Annotated in this window: 15 protein-coding genes and 1 riboswitch; of the genes, 14 read left to right on the top strand and 1 reads right to left on the bottom strand. The window is 51.0% G+C overall.

Going from position 1 to position 17,086, the window contains the following annotated elements:
* The first annotated feature begins 100 nt into the window (after nt 1–100).
* Nucleotides 101–376: an oxidative damage protection protein gene (locus B9Z32_RS09545; RefSeq protein WP_108421199.1), complete on the top strand. Its 276-nt coding sequence runs from the start codon at nt 101–103 to the stop codon at nt 374–376.
* 202 nt (nt 377–578) lie between these two features.
* Nucleotides 579–2,063, top strand: coding sequence for an FAD-dependent 5-carboxymethylaminomethyl-2-thiouridine(34) oxidoreductase MnmC (gene mnmC / locus B9Z32_RS09540; protein ID WP_233248223.1), 1,485 nt, complete (start codon nt 579–581; stop codon nt 2,061–2,063).
* Between the two features lie 2 nt (nt 2,064–2,065).
* Here mnmC and B9Z32_RS09535 read toward each other — a convergent pair whose 3' ends face one another.
* On the bottom strand, nt 2,066–3,274 hold the full coding sequence (locus tag B9Z32_RS09535; protein ID WP_108421198.1) for an ABC transporter substrate-binding protein: 1,209 nt from the start codon (nt 3,272–3,274) through the stop codon (nt 2,066–2,068).
* 202 nt (nt 3,275–3,476) lie between these two features.
* On the opposite strand from B9Z32_RS09535, the gene B9Z32_RS09530 reads away from it, so the two are divergent.
* The 12 genes from B9Z32_RS09530 (at nt 3,477) to B9Z32_RS09475 (ending at nt 16,446) form a co-directional block, all read left to right on the top strand.
* Nucleotides 3,477–5,261, top strand: coding sequence for a nitrite/sulfite reductase (locus B9Z32_RS09530; protein ID WP_108421197.1), 1,785 nt, complete (start codon nt 3,477–3,479; stop codon nt 5,259–5,261).
* Between the two features lie 17 nt (nt 5,262–5,278).
* Nucleotides 5,279–5,659 (top strand): DUF934 domain-containing protein, encoded by a 381-nt coding sequence (locus B9Z32_RS09525; RefSeq protein WP_108421196.1) that lies wholly within the window; start codon nt 5,279–5,281, stop codon nt 5,657–5,659.
* Nucleotides 5,656–6,417, top strand: coding sequence for a phosphoadenylyl-sulfate reductase (locus B9Z32_RS09520; RefSeq protein ID WP_108421195.1), 762 nt, complete (start codon nt 5,656–5,658; stop codon nt 6,415–6,417). The genes B9Z32_RS09525 and B9Z32_RS09520 overlap by 4 nt, the downstream gene beginning before the upstream one ends.
* 15 nt (nt 6,418–6,432) lie before the next feature.
* A complete protein-coding gene (gene cysD / locus B9Z32_RS09515; RefSeq protein WP_108421194.1) occupies nt 6,433–7,377 on the top strand; it encodes a sulfate adenylyltransferase subunit CysD in 945 nt (314 codons plus the stop codon).
* Nucleotides 7,377–8,630 (top strand): sulfate adenylyltransferase subunit 1, encoded by a 1,254-nt coding sequence (locus B9Z32_RS09510; protein WP_108421193.1) that lies wholly within the window; start codon nt 7,377–7,379, stop codon nt 8,628–8,630. The genes cysD and B9Z32_RS09510 overlap by 1 nt, the downstream gene beginning before the upstream one ends.
* 87 nt (nt 8,631–8,717) lie before the next feature.
* On the top strand, nt 8,718–9,047 hold the full coding sequence (fdxA, locus tag B9Z32_RS09505) for a ferredoxin FdxA (RefSeq protein WP_108421192.1): 330 nt from the start codon (nt 8,718–8,720) through the stop codon (nt 9,045–9,047).
* Nucleotides 9,044–10,072, top strand: coding sequence for an NAD(P)/FAD-dependent oxidoreductase (locus B9Z32_RS09500; RefSeq protein ID WP_233248221.1), 1,029 nt, complete (start codon nt 9,044–9,046; stop codon nt 10,070–10,072). The genes fdxA and B9Z32_RS09500 overlap by 4 nt, the downstream gene beginning before the upstream one ends.
* A gap of 47 nt (nt 10,073–10,119) precedes the next feature.
* Nucleotides 10,120–10,220, top strand: a riboswitch (TPP riboswitch).
* Between the two features lie 71 nt (nt 10,221–10,291).
* Nucleotides 10,292–12,406: a TonB-dependent siderophore receptor gene (locus B9Z32_RS09495; protein WP_108421190.1), complete on the top strand. Its 2,115-nt coding sequence runs from the start codon at nt 10,292–10,294 to the stop codon at nt 12,404–12,406.
* Nucleotides 12,407–12,466: 60 nt separating this feature from the next.
* Entirely contained in the window at nt 12,467–13,450 is a 984-nt protein-coding gene (locus B9Z32_RS09490) for a tripartite tricarboxylate transporter substrate binding protein (RefSeq protein ID WP_108421189.1), read from the top strand.
* Nucleotides 13,451–13,452: 2 nt separating this feature from the next.
* Nucleotides 13,453–14,805 carry an arylsulfatase gene (locus tag B9Z32_RS09485; RefSeq protein WP_108421188.1) on the top strand — a complete coding sequence of 451 codons (1,353 nt, stop codon included), beginning with the start codon at nt 13,453–13,455 and terminating at the stop codon, nt 14,803–14,805.
* 56 nt (nt 14,806–14,861) lie between these two features.
* Nucleotides 14,862–16,184 carry a hypothetical protein gene (locus B9Z32_RS09480; RefSeq protein WP_108421187.1) on the top strand — a complete coding sequence of 441 codons (1,323 nt, stop codon included), beginning with the start codon at nt 14,862–14,864 and terminating at the stop codon, nt 16,182–16,184.
* On the top strand, nt 16,174–16,446 hold the full coding sequence (locus tag B9Z32_RS09475; RefSeq protein WP_108421586.1) for a VF530 family DNA-binding protein: 273 nt from the start codon (nt 16,174–16,176) through the stop codon (nt 16,444–16,446). Before B9Z32_RS09480 ends, B9Z32_RS09475 begins: the two co-directional genes overlap by 11 nt.
* The last annotated feature ends 640 nt before the right edge of the window (nt 16,447–17,086 follow it).

Genomic DNA, 17,086 nt, shown 5'->3' with positions numbered 1-17,086 from the left:
AAACAAAACAAGCCATTTTCAGACTTATCTGCTGGTATTGGAAATACAATAATTTTATATCCCTATACCTCACTCATCGTAAGAATAATCAAGGAACATCATGGCACGTACAGTCAAATGCATCAAATTAGAAGCAGAAGCCGAGGGTCTGGACTTTCCACCCTATCCCGGTGAATTGGGCAAACGCATTTGGGAAAATGTCAGCAAAGAAGCATGGGCCGCATGGCTCAAGCACCAAACCATGTTGGTCAATGAAAACCGCTTGAACTTGGCAGATGCCCGAGCACGCCAATACTTGGCACGCCAAATGGAAAACCATTTCTTTGGCGCCGGCGCCGACGCAGCCCAAGGTTATGTCCCCCCTCCCAGCGCCTAATTTTCACGCAAGCCATTGGCAAAATAGAGCACCTGAGCAAAGCAATTGGCATGCTTTAGACACTGAATTTGGTGGGGGAGAATCGTTTCTACACACCCTGGATGCGTGGTGCCAAGATCCTAATTCACCCACTCATCTTTTTTACACGGCATTCAGCACTCAGGTCCCACAAAATCTTGACCCTAGGCTGAGGTCTGCCTGCGTGGGTTTACTGCCAGGTGTTCATCGATTTGTCTTTGAACAGGGCCAAATTCAATTGACACTTTGTATTGGGGATACACCCCAAATAGCCAAAGAAATTGACATTGCAAGTCACAGCATCTGCGTTGACCATATCGACACTTGGGGTGTGAAAACCTTAGCAAGACTGTGCAAGCCTGGCACACATCTGCAATGGCACAACGCTTCTTCAGATTGCATGGCCGAGCTCCAGAGCGCTGGTTTTCAAATCGACTCATCCAAACAAAACGCCTGCTACCAACCGCCTTGGCAAGTCAAGTCGGCCATGCGTCAACCCCCAGAGTTGTTCAAGAATGCAATTGTCGTTGGGGCGGGCTTAGCTGGCTCGGCTGTGGCGCACAGCCTTGCTACCCGGGGTTGGAAAGTACAAGTTCTAGATCAAGGTGAGACGTTGGGTGCAGGCGCTTCTGGCTTACCGGCGGGTATTTTGGCAACCCATGTTTCACCCGACAACAATGTGCTGTCTCGCATCACGCGGGATGGTGTGCGAGCAACCATTCAAAGGGCACAAGCGCTACTTGACCATGGCCTAGATTGGAGTTTGTCGAGTTTGCTTGAGCATCGCTATGCCGGCAAACGCGAGTTGCCAAAGGGCCATCGCTGGCCTGAGGCAGGTCACGAATGGAGCACACAAGCCACCACGCCACAAAAACTGGCAGCAGGTCTGACGGAGCAGACCGCAGCGCTATGGCACAACTTGGCTGGTTGGCTTCAGCCCCAAAGCTTGGTGAAAGCCCAGTTAAAGCACCACAACATTGAATTACTCACTGAGCAAAAAGTAGCCCAGCTCCATGCACACAATCAGCAGTGGCAATGCTCAGACGCTCAAGGCAAGCTCATTGCGCAAGCTCCACTGTTGGTATTGGCAAATGCCTATGATGCTCAAGCACTGATCGACAGCATCAAGCCTTCAACGCAAGTTGCGCCCCTCCCTCACCTGCCCGCCACTGCTTTGCGTGGACAAGTGAGCATCGGGCCAATGCGCTTGTTGCCCCCAAACATGCAACAGTCATTGCCGCATTTTCCTGTGAATGGTCATGGGAGTTTGATCTGCCATCAGCAATGTCAAGAACCGTATTGGGTTGTTGGATCTAGCTTTCAGCGCAACGACTTTGATTTGCAAACACGCCATGAAGATCAAGTCTCAAATATGCAGCAATGGGCTGAACTCATGCCTGCTTGGAAAGATGAGATCTTGAATCAAATTGATTTGGAGCAAACTACAGCCTGGGCAGCCATCCGCATGGCACTGCCTGACAGGCTTCCAGCGGTTGGCGCTTTCTCTCACCCCGAACTCAAGGGGCTGACTGTTTGCACTGGGCTCGGGGCCAGAGGCATCAGTTGGTCTGTTTTGTGTGGAGAGCTATTGGCTGCACAAGTCAACCATGAGCCCTTGCCCATGGCTGCCTCTTTGGCCAAACTGATGGCTGCTAACCGATTTGGCTGACCTTATTGCTGTGCTGCTGCTGGGCGGCGCGCTTTGACATAAGCATCGGTAGGCTGATAATTTTTGCCATCGGCATAACGCCACTGCGTCATGGTGCCCTGATTGCCACGCAAATCCAACTTGCCCACATACGCACCCATGGTCGACTGTTGATCAATGGCGCGGAACTCGGCAGGGCCAAAGGGTGTGCTGAACTTCAGACCCCGCATGGCCACAATCAATTTTTCATTGTCAGTGCTGCCCGCTTTTTTGATGCCCGCAAAAATAGCTTGCATGGTGGCATAGCCCACCACCGAACCCAGCTTGGGATTCTCTTTGAATTTCTTGTAATAGTTGGCTGCAAAAGAACCATGCTCCTTGGTGTCAATTTGATCCCATGGGTAGCCTGTCACGATCCAACCCTTGGGCGTTTCATCCTTCAGCACCTCTAGGTATTCGGGTTCACCAGACAACATCGACACCACGGGTACTTTTGGGAAAATACCGCGCTGGTTGCCTTCTCGAACCAATTTGGCCAAGTCAGCGCCAAAGGTCACATTGAAAATGGCATCGGGCTTGCTTTGCATGAGTGCGCTCAAGCTGCTACCCGCATCAATTTTTCCAAGTGCGGGCCATTGCTCTCCAACAAATTCCACGTCAGGCCTTTTGGCCTTCAGAAGTTCTTTGAAACTGGCCACGGCACTTTGACCGTACTCATAATTGGGTGCCAAGGTGGCCCAGCGCTTGGCCGGCAATTTGGCAGCCTCTTCTACCAACATGGCGGCTTGCATGTAGGTGCTGGCGCGCAATCTGAAGGTATAGCGATTGCCTTTGTCCCAAACGATGGCATCTGTGAGGGGTTCGCTGGCTACAAATAGGCGCTTGGTTCGCAATGCATGATCGGCCAAGGCCAAACCCACGTTGGACAAGAAACCACCTGCCAAAACATCTACCTTTTCTTGGCTGGTCAACTCAATGGCATGTCGCAATGCGTCTTCTGGCTTACCGGCGTCATCTCGCGCAATCACTTCAACTTTGCGACCCAGCAATCCACCGGAAGCATTGATTTCCTCCACCGCCAATTGCCAGCCTTGCTTGTAAGGTATTGTGAATTGAGGAATGGCTGAATAACTGTTGATTTCACCAATTCGAATGGGGGCCTGCGCTTGCACAGACAAAGCCGATGTGGCGCCCATTGCCACTGCACAAACACCCAATAACCAAGACTTCATTTCGTACTCCTGAAAAGTGAAACTGTATCAGTTAGTCCAATTCCAGTCACTTTGGAGACATTTCCCTACCTCGGCTCGGCTTAATGCTTATGATCAAAAAGCATATATGTCAAACGATTAAGTAGTTTGAAATGGCATAAAGAACCCGTAGAGTTCAACACTTGGTCGGCATTGGCCGCCACCACCACTTTTTTTCCACCCCATGTACCAATACACAGATTTCGACCGCCAGTTTGTCAAACTGCGAGCAGCGCAGCACCGCGACCAACTGGAGCGTTGGCAAAAAGGCCAATTGTCAGATGAAGAATTTCGTCCGCTTCGCCTACAAAACGGCTGGTACGTGCAGCGCTACGCACCCATGCTGCGCGTGGCTGTGCCTTATGGCGAAATTTCCGCCAAACAATTGAGTGTTCTGGCCACCATTGCAAAAGATTTCGACCAACCTGAAGAAACATTGTTTGCCAAAGCCCAAGCGCAACAAGACCTGCTGCCTGGCAAATCACCCAAGCTCATCAAAGGCTACGGCCACTTCACAACTCGCCAAAACGTTCAATTCAACTGGATTCCCCTAGACAAGTCGGCCGACGTCATGGACCTTTTGGCCACAGTGGACATGCACGGCATTCAAACCAGCGGCAATTGCATTCGCAACATCACCACTGACGAATTGGCGGGTGTGGCCGTAGATGAGGTGGTCGACTCCCGGCCCTACGCTGAAATTTTGCGTCAGTGGAGCACCTTGCACCCCGAGTTCGCATTCTTGCCCCGCAAGTTCAAAATTGCCATCACAGGCGCCAAAGAAGACCGGGCCGCCATTGGTTGGCACGATGTCGGCTTGCAGCTTGTTAAAAATACAAATGGTGAAGTTGGCTTCAAGATATGGGTGGGCGGCGGCATGGGCCGTACCCCCATCATCGGCACCTTGGTGCGCGAGTTCTTGCCTTGGCAACAAATCATGAACTACCTCGAAGCCGTAGTGCGCGTCTACAACCGCTGGGGCAGACGCGACAACTTGTACAAAGCGCGCATCAAAATATTGGTGAAGGCTGAAGGTCAGCGTTACATCGATGAGGTGGAGGCTGAATTTGACGATGTGGTCAACAAAGATGGTGGTCCTCACACCATTTCACAGGCTGAATTCGATCGTGTCGCAGCTTGCTTTGTTGAGCCCCCAGCGCCTGCCAATACGGCGGCATCTGATCAGAGCAAGCTACAAGATCCTGCGTTCCAACGCTGGCTGCATCAAAACGTTGCACCGCACAAAAATCCAACTTTGCGGGCAGTTTCTTTGTCTTTCAAACGCTTGGGATTGGCGCCGGGTGATGCCACAGCAGAACAACTTGAGGCCTCGGCGCAATTGGTAGCAAAGTACTCACGGGGCGAAGCACGTGTAACGCATTCACAAAACTTGGTGCTGCCTTGGGTGCCCGAAAGCCAACTGTTTGACCTTTGGCAAGACGCCAAAGCATTGGGCTTGGCAAGCCCCAACATTGGTTTATTGAACGACATGATTGCCTGCCCTGGCGGCGACTACTGTGCCTTGGCCAATGCACGTGCCATTCCGGTTGCTGCTGCTATTTCAGAGCGTTATCAAGACATTGATGAGCTAGACGATTTGGGCCCCATCGACTTGCACATCAGCGGTTGCATCAACTCTTGCGGCCACCACCACAGCGGCCATATTGGCATCTTAGGCGTCGACAAAGACGGCAAAGAGTGGTACCAAGTTACTTTAGGAGGCTCCGATGGTTCAACACTGTCTGGCACAGCAGGTCCGGGCAAAGTGGTGGGACCTTCGTTCTCTGCTGCTGAAGTACCTGGCGTGATAGAGGCCGTGCTCAACAAGTACCTTGAACTGCGCGCACCAACCAACAATGGCCGTGCCGAATACTTCGTCGAGACCTTGCGCCGTGTGGGCCAAGAACCTTTCAAGCTAGAAGCCAATGCAGCGCGTCACACCGACCCTGTCGACCCTGTCACTGCTTGAAACACGGATTCAATGTGATGAAAATTTTATCTTTCCAAGAACATTTAACCGGCACAGACGCCAGCATCATCAGCTTGGCCAATGATGCTGATCCGCGCGCAGTCTCGCTAGATGGGGTTAAGCGCATCGACTTGCACTTTCCCAAATTCACCGATGGCCGCGCTTACAGTCAAGCTTTTTTACTTCGACGCCGCTTGGGTTTCCAAGGTGAAATTCGCGCTACGGGCGATGTCCTCATTGATCAGCTGGTGGCCATGGCACGCACAGGATTTGATGTCGCTGTATTGCGTGAAGGCCTGGATGCTAGCGCTGCCCAACGGCAATTTGATCGCTTTCCCGCCTTTTACCAAGGCTCAGCAGTTGACACACAGCCCTTGTTTGCAAAGGCAGCAGCATGAGCGTGTCATCATTAAGCCGCAGCCCTCAAGGCAATCTCCCAAAAGCCATTGCTTTGCACGCCAATCCTAGTGTCAACTATGCTGAAAAAGTTGAAGAGACATTGGCTCTTCTGAAACAAGCGGTAAGTCAATTCAGCCCTGTGACGCAAGCCTCTAGCTTGGGTGCAGAAGATGTCGTGATCACGCACTTGATCAACCACCATGCATTGAACATTCCTGTGTTTGTGTTGGAAACTGGTGCATTGCATCGCGAAACGCTTGCGCTTTTAGAGCGCACTCAAGCGCATTCGGTAGGAGCCGTGAATGTTTTTCGGCCATCCACAGAAAAAGTCATTGCTTTCGTCAAAACGCATGGCCAAAACGCCATGTACGAAAGTCTAGAACTTCGCAAGGCTTGCTGCCAAGTTCGCAAACTCGAGCCTTTGGCAGAGGCTCTCAAAGGTCAAAGAGCTTGGGTGACAGGTTTGCGCCGCGAACAATCGAGCAACCGCGCTGAAGTGCCGTTAATTGACCGTAGCGACGAAGCCACCAAAGGCCAAATCAAACTCAACCCCTTGGCCAACTGGACATGGGGTGATGTGTGGCAGTACATCGCAGTCAACAAGGTTGACTACAACCCCCTGCACGATCAGTTTTTCCCAAGCATCGGCTGCGCACCTTGCACACGCGCCATCAGTTTGGGCGAGGAGTTTCGCGCTGGCCGCTGGTGGTGGGAAGACGAAGCCGCTAAAGAGTGTGGCTTGCATGCCCAGAAATAAGGCTACGGAAAACATATGAACGCACGCACTGAACCCGAACTGTTGCATCACCTCAGCAACGCCCACCTCGATGCTCTAGAAGAAGAAACTATTTTTATCTTGCGCGAAGTGGCTGCCGCCTTTGAACGTCCCACCTTGCTTTTCTCTGGAGGCAAAGATTCCTTGGTCATGCTCAAGTGTGCCGAAAAAGCCTTTGTCGACAAACAAAAAGGCGGTCGTATTCCTTATCCATTGCTGATGATTGACACCGGTCACAACTTCAAAGAAGTGACCGACTTCCGAGATTTCCGCGCCAAGCAATTGGGCGCCGAACTGATTGTCCGCAGCGTAGAAGATTCCATGAAACGAGGCACTGTGCGCTTGGCACATCCAGGCGAATCTCGCAACGTGCACCAATCGGTTACCTTGCTTGAAGCCATTGATGAATTTAAGTTTGACGCACTCATTGGGGGTGCGCGGCGTGACGAAGAAAAGGCCCGCGCCAAAGAGCGCATTTTTAGTCACCGTGACAGCTTTGGCCAATGGCAACCCAAATCACAGCGCCCCGAGCTGTGGTCCTTGTTCAATACCAAATTGCAACCTGGCGAGCACTTTCGCGTGTTTCCCATCTCCAATTGGACCGAGCTCGATGTGTGGCAATACATTGCCCGCGAGAACATTGCGTTGCCGTCCATCTACTACACGCACAAGCGGGAGGTGGTTGACCGCCGCGGCCTGTTGGTCCCTGTCACAGACCTCACGCCTCCCAAAGATGGCGAGCAGGTTGAAATGAGAGACGTCCGCTTTCGAACCGTTGGCGATATCACCTGCACCTGCCCAGTGGCAAGCACCGCAGCCACCCCAGAAGAAATTGTGATTGAAACATTGGCTGCAGAAGTGAGCGAACGCGGCGCCACGCGCATGGACGACAAGACCTCTGAAGCCTCCATGGAAAAGCGCAAAAAAGACGGATACTTTTAATGACCAACGCACTCAAATTCATCACATGCGGGTCTGTTGACGATGGCAAGAGCACCCTCATTGGCCGTTTGCTGGTAGACACCAAAGCTGTATTGCAAGACCATCTGGCTGGCGTGCAGCGCCAAGGCGAAACCGATTTGGCCTTGCTCACCGATGGCTTGTCGGCTGAACGCGAACAGGGCATTACCATCGATGTGGCCTACCGCTACTTCAGCACCGAAACACGCAAGTTCATCATTGGTGACGCACCAGGACACGAACAATACACCCGCAACATGGTCACAGCCGCTTCCAGTGCCGATGCGGCAGTGGTATTGGTGGATGCCACCAAGCTCGATTGGAAAGATGCCCAACTTTCCTTGTTGCCTCAAACACGCCGTCACAGCTTGCTCTTGAAGTTGCTCCGTGTTCCTTCGGTGGTGTTTGCAATCAACAAACTCGATGCAGTTGATGACGCCGCTTTGGCGTATCGGAACATTCAAGGTGCATTGGCTAAATTTGCCACCGAAGCCGGCATCAAGGTCAATGCATGGGTCCCCATTTATGCGCTCAAAGGCTGGAATGTGGTGGACAGTCAAGATCACTGGTGTGGCTACAGCGGCCCCAATTTGTTGCAAATTTTGGAAACCTTGCCCAGCACCCCTGCTGAGTCCGAAATTGCCTTGAGCTTTCCAGTGCAATGGGTTGAAAAATTCCACGACTCCAACGTCACCTCTCAGGGCCGCCGTGTTTTCTGGGGCAGAGTGGCCACAGGTACCTTGCGTGTAGGCCAAGCGGTCAAAGTTTTCCCAAGTGGACAAACTGCCACAGTGGCGCAGGTGCTATCGGCAACTCGCCAAGACAAATCCAATGTCTCAGGCCAAAGCGCCGGCCTGGTATTAGACCGCGAGGTAGATGTGTCTAGGGGCGATTGGCTTGTTGCCTCTGACTCCAACTTGGAAGGTCAACGTCAAATTGATGGCACTGTGGACTGGATGGACGACGAGCCCTTGGTAGCAGGTCGACTTTATTGGGCCTTGCATGGTCACCGCTGGGTCAAGGCCAAAGTCCAACGCATCTTGCACCGCTTGAACATCCATACTTTGGCCGAAGAGGAGGCTACAGAATTGCCCGCCAATGCCGTGGGTCTCGTCACTTTGGCCTTCCAAGAACCCCTTATGACGCTGCCATTTAACCAATCTCGCATCTTGGGAGCCCTGATTTTGGTTGATACGGCCAGTCATAAGACCTCAGGCGCAGTGTTGGTGAATTGAGACAGACCCTCTTAACTGCCTTAAAATGCCCACTTTCGAACACCTTCCCCATGGTGTTCATTAACGTTCTAGCTATTTCAAACTGTCATGACCCACGTTGTTTCTGAATCCTGTATCCGTTGCAAATACACCGACTGTGTGGATGTCTGCCCAGTTGACTGCTTCCGTGAAGGCCCCAATTTCCTCACCATTGACCCCGACGAGTGCATCGATTGCGCCGTGTGCATTCCCGAATGCCCCGTCAATGCCATCTATGCAGAAGAAGACCTGCCAGCCGACCAAGTTCACATGACCAAGCTCAATGCCGAGTTGGCCTTGCTGCCCACATGGAAAAGCATCACCAAGCGCAAAACGCCCATGCCAGATGCAGACGATTGGAAAGACAAGACAGGCAAACTGAGCGAGTTGATCCGTTGATTCAAACCGAAGCCTTGATCATTGGCGCAGGGCCTGTGGGCCTGTTCCAAGCGTTTCAACTAGGGCTTCAAGACATCCGCTGCCATGTGGTGGATGCGTTGCCGCAGGTGGGCGGCCAATGTGCAGAACTTTATGCCGACAAACCCATCTACGATATTCCTGGTATTCCGCTTTGCACAGGTCAAGAACTGATTGACCAACTGCAAAAGCAAATCAAGCCCTTTTCGCCACAGTTTCATCTTCAAGAATTGGTCAGTCTGCTCAAGCCCACAGAAGATGGCCAGTGGCATGTGCAAACCGACAAAGGCACACAATTCAAAGCAGCCACTGTTTTCATCGCCGCAGGTGTGGGTGCATTCGTTAAGCGCACACTGAGCTTGGCAGGTTTTGAAACACTGTTGGGCAAACACATCTTTCATGAAGCGGCAGACGAGACAAGCTTCAAAGGCAAACACTTGGTGGTGCTGGGCGACAATGATGCCGCACTAGAAGCTTGCACTCGCTGGCGCATGGGGGTCAATGCCGCTGCCAGTGTGACCCTGCTTCACAGGCGCGATCAGTTTCAGGCCGCCCCTCAAGCCATCGAACAGATGCGGCAAGCATGCGCTGACAAGACAATGCGTTTTGTGGCCGGGCAGCCTACAGCCTTGAACCAAACGGGTGACCAACTCACAGGCTTGGAAATTCTCAACGCGCAGGGCGATACAGAAGTTTTGCCTGCAGATGCAATGCTCTTGTGTCTGGGTATCTCACCCAAGCTCGGCCCTATTAGCGATTGGGGTTTGGCTATGGAGCGAAAGCAATTGCCGGTCAACACCGAGACCTATGCCACACAAGCCCACGGCATCTTTGCGGTAGGCGACATCAACACCTACCCTGGTAAAAAGAAACTTATTGTTTGTGGGTTTCATGAAGCAACCTTGGCGGCTTTTGGCGCATCTGCCCTGCTTCGTCCCAACCAAAAAACCCTACTTCAATACACCACAACTTCTACCCAGCTTCACAAGCTCTTGGGTGTGTCGTAGAATTCAACCCGCAACCGCAAACGACACTGCATAAGACAGTTTGTAGCCGCAACCGCTAGGGGTGTTTTAGCTGAAAAGCTAAGACTGAGAAAGTCCCTTTGAACCTGATTGAGGTAATCCTCGCGCAGGGAAGCTTGTCTAAACAACGAGGCAAATACTCAATTGCCAACACACGTTGAATGATCCAGCCGACCTGCCATTTCGTTGAAGGAAAACGCAATGGCACACCATTTGCCAAAATTAACTTGCCACGCGCTGCTGCTTGCCAGTGCCTCTGCTATTGCCCAAAACAACACCGTTTTGATCACCAGCCCTGCAGCACAACAAGTCAGTGGTTTTGAAGGCCTCAGGTTGCGTGAAGCACCGTTCAGCGCCATTAATATAGACAACGCCACTTTGCGCGATTTGGGCGCACAACGCATTTCTGATGCCTTGCGTTTAGATTCCTCGGTAACCGACAGCTACAACTCGCCCGCTTATTGGGACATGCTAAGCGTGCGTGGTTTCATGCTGGACAATCGATACAACTATCGCCGTGAGGGCTTGCCCATCAACGCCGAAACCATGATTCCCTTGGACAACAAAGAGCGCATCGAACTCTTCAAAGGCACCAGCGGCATTCAAGCGGGCACCAGCGCACCAGGTGGTTTGGCCAACTACGTGCTGAAGCGACCACCCAACTCTGGAGAAGTTGGCACTCGAAGCCTCACCTTTAGTTATGGCAATGGCAACAACAGCGCCGTCGCACTCGATCTTGGCGGTCGATTTGGTGAAAACAATGCTGTGGGTTACCGAGTCAATGCTGCCTACGAGGATCTCAATCCCTATGTGCGTAATGCAAAAGGCCATCGCCAGTTGTTGGCATTGGCCATGGACTGGCGCATCAATGCAAACACTCGCCTTGAATGGGAAATGGAAAGCAGCAGCAGGCAACAAATGGGCGTGAATGCGGCAAGCATCACGGGCAACACACTGCCCTCACCTGTTTTGGGACACACCAATTTTTCCAAACAAAGCTGGTCGGTACCTGGCGTCTTTGATGGCCTCACAGGCAGCATGCGCTTGAAGCATCGCTTAGACAACGGTTGGATGTGGACCACCCAACTTGGCGCGCAACGTTTAAAAACAGACGACCGCTTAAGCTACGCCTACGGCTGCTATGCAGAGGGGAATTACGATCGTTTTTGCAGCGACAAAACATTTGACTTGTACGACTATCGCAGTGAAAACGAGCGCCGCATCAACGATGCCTTGAAGACAGAATTGACGGGCCAAGTCAAGCTGGCTGGTATTCAACACGACCTTAGCTTCTCTTGGTTGCGCCAACGACAAATCGACAAGCTCTCTCCTATGCAAGCCTACAACTGGGCTGGCACTGGCAGCTTGATGGGTGTTGGGGAAAGTACCGCTGCACCTGAGCCAACAGAACTGAACACCAACCGCCAGGAGTACTCAACCGAAATCAGCGTCAAAGATCGCGTTCGTGTTCATCCAATGGCCGACCTTTGGTTGGGTCTACGAACAAGCCAGATTCAACGAGACAGCCAACGCACAGATGGCAGCCGAGCGACGCACGACGCGCGCACCTTCACCACGCCCTGGCTTGCCTTCAGCCGCAAACTGCCTTACAACACCACGGGCTATGTCAGCTATGGCCAGGGTGTAGAGGCACAAGTTACCCCCAATCGCAGCCGCTATACCAATGCTGGCGTAGCACTGCCTTCTGCGAAAAGTACTCAGAAAGAATTGGGCTTCAAAGGCGCGCAAGGTGAATGGCTTTGGAACGCCGCTTTGTTTGACATCACACGCCCCGTTTGGGGCGATCAAGGTGCGTGCGAAGAGGCCAACTCATGCACCCGACAATTAGATGGTGTTGCCAACCACAAAGGTGTGGAATTGGGCATGGGCTACCGCAGCAAGCAGTGGAGACTGGACACCGCTGCCACTTGGCTTGATGCAAAACGTGCTGATGCTGTTATCGATCCTGGCCAAAACGGCCAACGTCCCTTGAACGTGCCGTCAATGGTGGTGCGTGCTGCAGCGGAATACCGCTGGACCCAAGTGCCTGGCCTGCGCACCACTGTGCGCTTAAGCCATGAAGGCCAACGCGACTTGATGGAAGGCGGCGCCATGACTTTGCCAGCTTGGACCACCGCAGATTTGGCGGCTCACTACAGCACCAAAGTTGCAGGCAAGAGCATCGACTGGTCGCTGGCGTTGGAAAACGCCACCAATCGGGCTTATTGGAGAGAATCACCTAAGCAGTATGGCCATTACTACTTGTATGCGGGGGCCCCTAGAAACCTGAGACTGACCGTTCGTTTTGTCTATTGATGATTTCAAAGCATCTACAACCCGTTAAACTGGAGTGGTTATCCATGAAACACCAGAACTATGACTGCCATTTCAAAACGACAATTTACTCAACGCTTGGGTTGGACTGCCTTAACAGCAATGTTAATGTCCAAGGGAGCCTTGGCACAGGATTGGCCTAGCAAAGCAATCAACTTAGTTGTTCCATTTCCAGCGGGCGGCTCTAATGACGTTGTAGCTCGATTGGTAGGTGAAAGCGCAAGGAAACGACTTGGGCAAGCAGTTTTGGTAGACAACAAGCCCGGTGCCAACGGTTCATTGGGCGTAGAGACCACGCTTCGCGCAGCCAAAGATCAGCATACTTTTTTGGTAGCTTCTGACTCGGTCTCCTTGCTGCCCTTGTTTCGTACAATGCCCTGGGACTTAACCAAAACATTCACCCCAATTGCTGTTTTGTCGTTTCAGCCCATTGTTGTCGTGACAGCACCCTCATCTGGTCTGAAAACAATCCAAGATTTACAAGCACGCGCCAAAGGCAAACCCGACCAAGTGTCTTACGCCAGTTCCGGTCAAGGCTCTATTCAACATTTGGTTGGAGAATTATTTTCTCAAAACCTTGGTGTTAACTTGCTGCACATTCCATACAAGGGGGGTGGGCAGGCAGTGAATGACGTTATTTCGGGTCAAGTTAATTTGGCTGTTCTAGGTGCTGCCGCTGTGTTGCCGCACATCAAATCAGGAAAACTAATTGCATTGGCAGTGAGCACGAAGCGTCGCTCTAGCATTCTGCCCGATACCCCTACTCTTTCTGAAAGCGGTGCAGGCGACATTGATGTTCCGCAATGGTCTGCACTTTTTGCAGTCGAAGGCACTCCTGCGCCAATCATTTCGCAAATGAGAAAGGTCGTTGAAGAGTCGCTTGCCGAAACAGCCTTAAAACAACAACTGCTTGGACTGGCCATGGAAACAGTGGCCATGACACCAGATTCTTTTCAGCAGCGCATGATTCAAGACCGTGAGCGATGGGCCAAACTCATTAAAGATCGCAAGATCGCCATGGAGTGACCATGACTCGAACTCAGAAACGACCCCATATTGTTCTGGTTCTAGCAGACAACTTAGGTTGGGGCGAACTAGGTTGCTATGGCGGTGGAGCCATGCGTGGAGCCCCTACACCTCGCATCGACGAACTCTCTAAAGAAGGTTTGAAATGTTTGAACTTCAATGTCGAAAGTGATTGCGTCCCTACACGATCTGCGTTAATGACCGGTAGGCATCCTATTCGTACAGGTGCTTTGCAGTCGGTCCCCGCTGGTCTACCACAAGGTATTCACCCCTGGGAAATCACCTTACCTCAGGTACTTCAGGAAGCAGGTTATGCCACTGGTATGTTTGGTAAGTGGCATCTGGGTGATCGTGAAGGCCGTTATCCGCATCAAAGAGGATTTGACGAGTGGTACGGCATACCTCGAACCACCAATGAAACCCTCTTTACTCAATCACCTGGTTTTGACCCGTCTGTAGTTGACGTACCTCAAGTCATGGAGGGCATGAAAGGGCAAGCAGCTAAAAATGTAGCGGAATATGATCTGGCTAAACGTCGCTTGATAGACAGTGAATTGACAGAAAAATCCATTGATTTCATGCGCCGTAATGCCAATGGAGATGCGCCCTTTTTTCTTTATGTACCTCTGACCCATTTGCATTTCCCAACCTTGCCTCATCCAGACTTTGCTGGCAAAAGTGGAGTTGGTGAATTTGCAGACTCCATGATGGAAATGGACCACAGGGTGGGCCAACTAATCGACGCAGTGAAAAACTTAGGTATTTATGAGGATACCTTGTTTATATTCGCAAGTGACAACGGCCCAGAATTCAGACGGCCATGGCGCGGAACTGCTGGTCCTTGGTCGGGCACCTATCACACCGCCATGGAAGGTGGTCTTCGTGTTCCTCTGATTGTGAGATGGCCAGGTCACGTTGAAAAAGCACAAGAGAGTGATGACATCATTCATGTTACCGATCTCTTTTCAACTCTCATTGAGGCGGCTGGTGCAAACTTACCTAGCGATAGGCCAATTGATGGCGTGAGTCAAATGAATTGGTGGACTGGACGAACAGAAAATTCTGCTCGAGAAGGATTTCTCTTCTATATTAAGTCAGAGTTGCGCGCCGTTAAATGGCGTCACTGGAAATTGCATTTTATTTTTGAGAGTGAACCCAACTCGGGAACCAAACACCTTGAAACGCCTTGGCTTTTTAACATCAAACGCGATCCTAAAGAAGAAACTGATGCCGCTATGGAAGACGGATGGGTTCGCGGTCCAATGCGAAAAATGATGATCGCTTTTGAAAAATCTTTAAAGATACATCCCCCTATTCCACCTGGAGCCCCTGACGAATTTAAGCCAAAGTACTGAGACCCTCAATGTTCTCAGCAGTTTTAATCTTTCAACCTAACTAGAAACTACAAAACATGACTCATCAAAAATTCAAGCCTTTACGCTTAGTTTTATCCAGCTTAGTCGCTCTAACTTTGACGGCATGCGTCAACACACCACTTTCCACAGAAGTTGCACCTACAAAGCAAGTTTGCCCTGAGGGTGTTCCTGCTGGCGCAACATGCCTCAGAGGACAAGACTCAGCCACTTCGCATTACCTCATTGTCATGCCAGCCAAATGGACAGGCGTTTTGGTGGTGCATGCGCACGGCGGCCCAAGCCTCGGCACCCCAAAAACAACTCGTGCTGACGAAGACATCAAACGCTGGGCCATTACGGTTCAGGAGGGCCATGCATGGGCTGGCTCCGTATTTCGTCAAGGTGGTTTTGCAGTGACCACTGCAGCAGAAGACACAGAGCGTGTTCGACGCATCTTCATTGATCATGTGGCAAAACCGCGCACAACACTCCTTCACGGTCAATCTTGGGGTGCCATGGTTGCTACGCGCGCAGGCGAAATGTTTCCAAAATCTTGGGATGGCATTCTTTTGACAAGCGGTGTGGTGGCAGGCCCCACCACATACGACTTTAGGCTCGACATTCGTGCCCTTTATCAGCATTTGTGCAACAACCACCCACGTCCTACGGAGCAAGCCTACCCCTTGTCCATTGGACTACCCATAGACAGCAAACTCACTCATGCAGAACTAGCAAAACGTGCCAATGAATGCTTGGGAACGGGTACGCCAGCGGCTCAAAGAACACCTGAACAAGCGCAAAAACTTAAAACAATTGTTGACGTGCTCAAAATGCCCGAAAACTCCGTTTTGAGCCATCTCAATTGGGGTACTTTTTCGCTTCAAGATGTGGTAACTAAAAATGGTGGTGTGAGTCCATTTGGCAACGCTGGTGTTCGTTATGTGGGCTCTTCCGATGATGTCAAATTGAATGCTGCTATTCCACGATTTACAGCAGACCCCAAAGCTGTTGCCAGATTTTCTGCGGATGTCAATCACGAAGGTCGTTTTGTAGTTCCCGTTATCAGTGCCCATGCCATTAACGACGCTACGGTGTTTGTAGAAGGTCAAGATGTGTTGCGCCAAAAAATGAAAGCAGCAGGCAAAGATCACCTGCTGGTTCAAACTTATGTCGATTCTCGGGAGCACAGCTATTGGGGCGACGCTCACTACCCTCCTCTTTTTAACGCTCTGTTGCAGTGGGTAGAAAAAAGACAGAAGCCATCCCCCTCAGACATTGATCAGCAATGCAAGCAGCTCAGCTCACCCAAGCCAGCCGATTGCCGCTTCCTACCCAACTATGCAGTGAAGCCAATTGCGTCCAGAATTCATCCTCGCTAAATCTGGCGATCGAAAAGCTACGCCTTCGGCTCGTGACCCTCTGCATGGCCTCACACTTGAGGCCATTGTTTGCGAGCTAGAGGCTTATTTTGGGTGGGAGGAGCTTGGCCAACGCATACCCGTTAGGTGCTTCACCCATGACCCTAGCGTCAAATCTAGCCTCAAGTTTTTGCGCAAGACCCCCTGGGCCAGAGACAAGGTAGAGGGGCTTTATTTGTTTATGCTGCGGGAGAAAAGACGAAGTGACCCTCATCAGGGTTAAGAACCAAGGCTATCCCAGTTACTTGAAATCAAGCGTTTTTTAATCCTGCGTAAAAAAGCTGCTCACCTTGAATAGTCACAATTTTTTTTGCTACAATGCGAGGCTTAGCTGAACAGCACAGTTGCTTAGTCTTAAAGACTTCTCAATTTTGTGTATTTTTAGCTAACAAACCGAATATTCCTCGATAGCTCAGTCGGTAGAGCGCCGGACTGTTAATCCACAATAAAGCCTTTTCAAGATTTTTGAAGAGGCTTTTTTCGTTTAAAAACAACAAGTTATGTTATGAGATTGAGGCTTTTTGTCAATTACACATATATTGCACAGTTTTATTTACAGGCCTCTCAAGTTAATCATTAATTTACTCTGGACGCTTTGATTTTTAATAATAAAAATTGATTATTCAATTAATTCAAAAATATCAATTAATATGATATTTTTAAATTGAAATTAATATGCAGGAATTTAATCCATCAGAAGATTAATATTAATAACAGCTAGTACTCTGGACGCCCCACTACCGTCCAGCTCTGGACACCTGCACTGTCCCGTTCAAGTCCTTCCAATGCATCGGGTCACCAAATCTCGGTTGCCCAAGCCTGCGGTCTGAAACTAAATTTGTGTCACAAGAACTCATTGCTGC

Source organism: Limnohabitans sp. MMS-10A-178, from assembly GCF_003063375.1.
GTDB lineage: Bacteria > Pseudomonadota > Gammaproteobacteria > Burkholderiales > Burkholderiaceae_C > Limnohabitans_A.
This window is presented reverse-complemented; position numbering and strand designations above follow the sequence as displayed.

Coding starts and splice junctions, on each gene's coding strand:
- B9Z32_RS09545 (WP_108421199.1), top strand. CDS start 101: ATGGCACGTACAGTCAAATGCATCAAATTAGAAGCAGAAGCCGAGGGT.
- B9Z32_RS09535 (WP_108421198.1), bottom strand. CDS start 3,274: ATGAAGTCTTGGTTATTGGGTGTTTGTGCAGTGGCAATGGGCGCCACA.
- B9Z32_RS09530 (WP_108421197.1), top strand. CDS start 3,477: ATGTACCAATACACAGATTTCGACCGCCAGTTTGTCAAACTGCGAGCA.
- B9Z32_RS09525 (WP_108421196.1), top strand. CDS start 5,279: ATGAAAATTTTATCTTTCCAAGAACATTTAACCGGCACAGACGCCAGC.
- B9Z32_RS09520 (WP_108421195.1), top strand. CDS start 5,656: ATGAGCGTGTCATCATTAAGCCGCAGCCCTCAAGGCAATCTCCCAAAA.
- cysD (WP_108421194.1), top strand. CDS start 6,433: ATGAACGCACGCACTGAACCCGAACTGTTGCATCACCTCAGCAACGCC.
- B9Z32_RS09510 (WP_108421193.1), top strand. CDS start 7,377: ATGACCAACGCACTCAAATTCATCACATGCGGGTCTGTTGACGATGGC.
- fdxA (WP_108421192.1), top strand. CDS start 8,718: ATGACCCACGTTGTTTCTGAATCCTGTATCCGTTGCAAATACACCGAC.
- B9Z32_RS09495 (WP_108421190.1), top strand. CDS start 10,292: ATGGCACACCATTTGCCAAAATTAACTTGCCACGCGCTGCTGCTTGCC.
- B9Z32_RS09490 (WP_108421189.1), top strand. CDS start 12,467: ATGACTGCCATTTCAAAACGACAATTTACTCAACGCTTGGGTTGGACT.
- B9Z32_RS09485 (WP_108421188.1), top strand. CDS start 13,453: ATGACTCGAACTCAGAAACGACCCCATATTGTTCTGGTTCTAGCAGAC.
- B9Z32_RS09480 (WP_108421187.1), top strand. CDS start 14,862: ATGACTCATCAAAAATTCAAGCCTTTACGCTTAGTTTTATCCAGCTTA.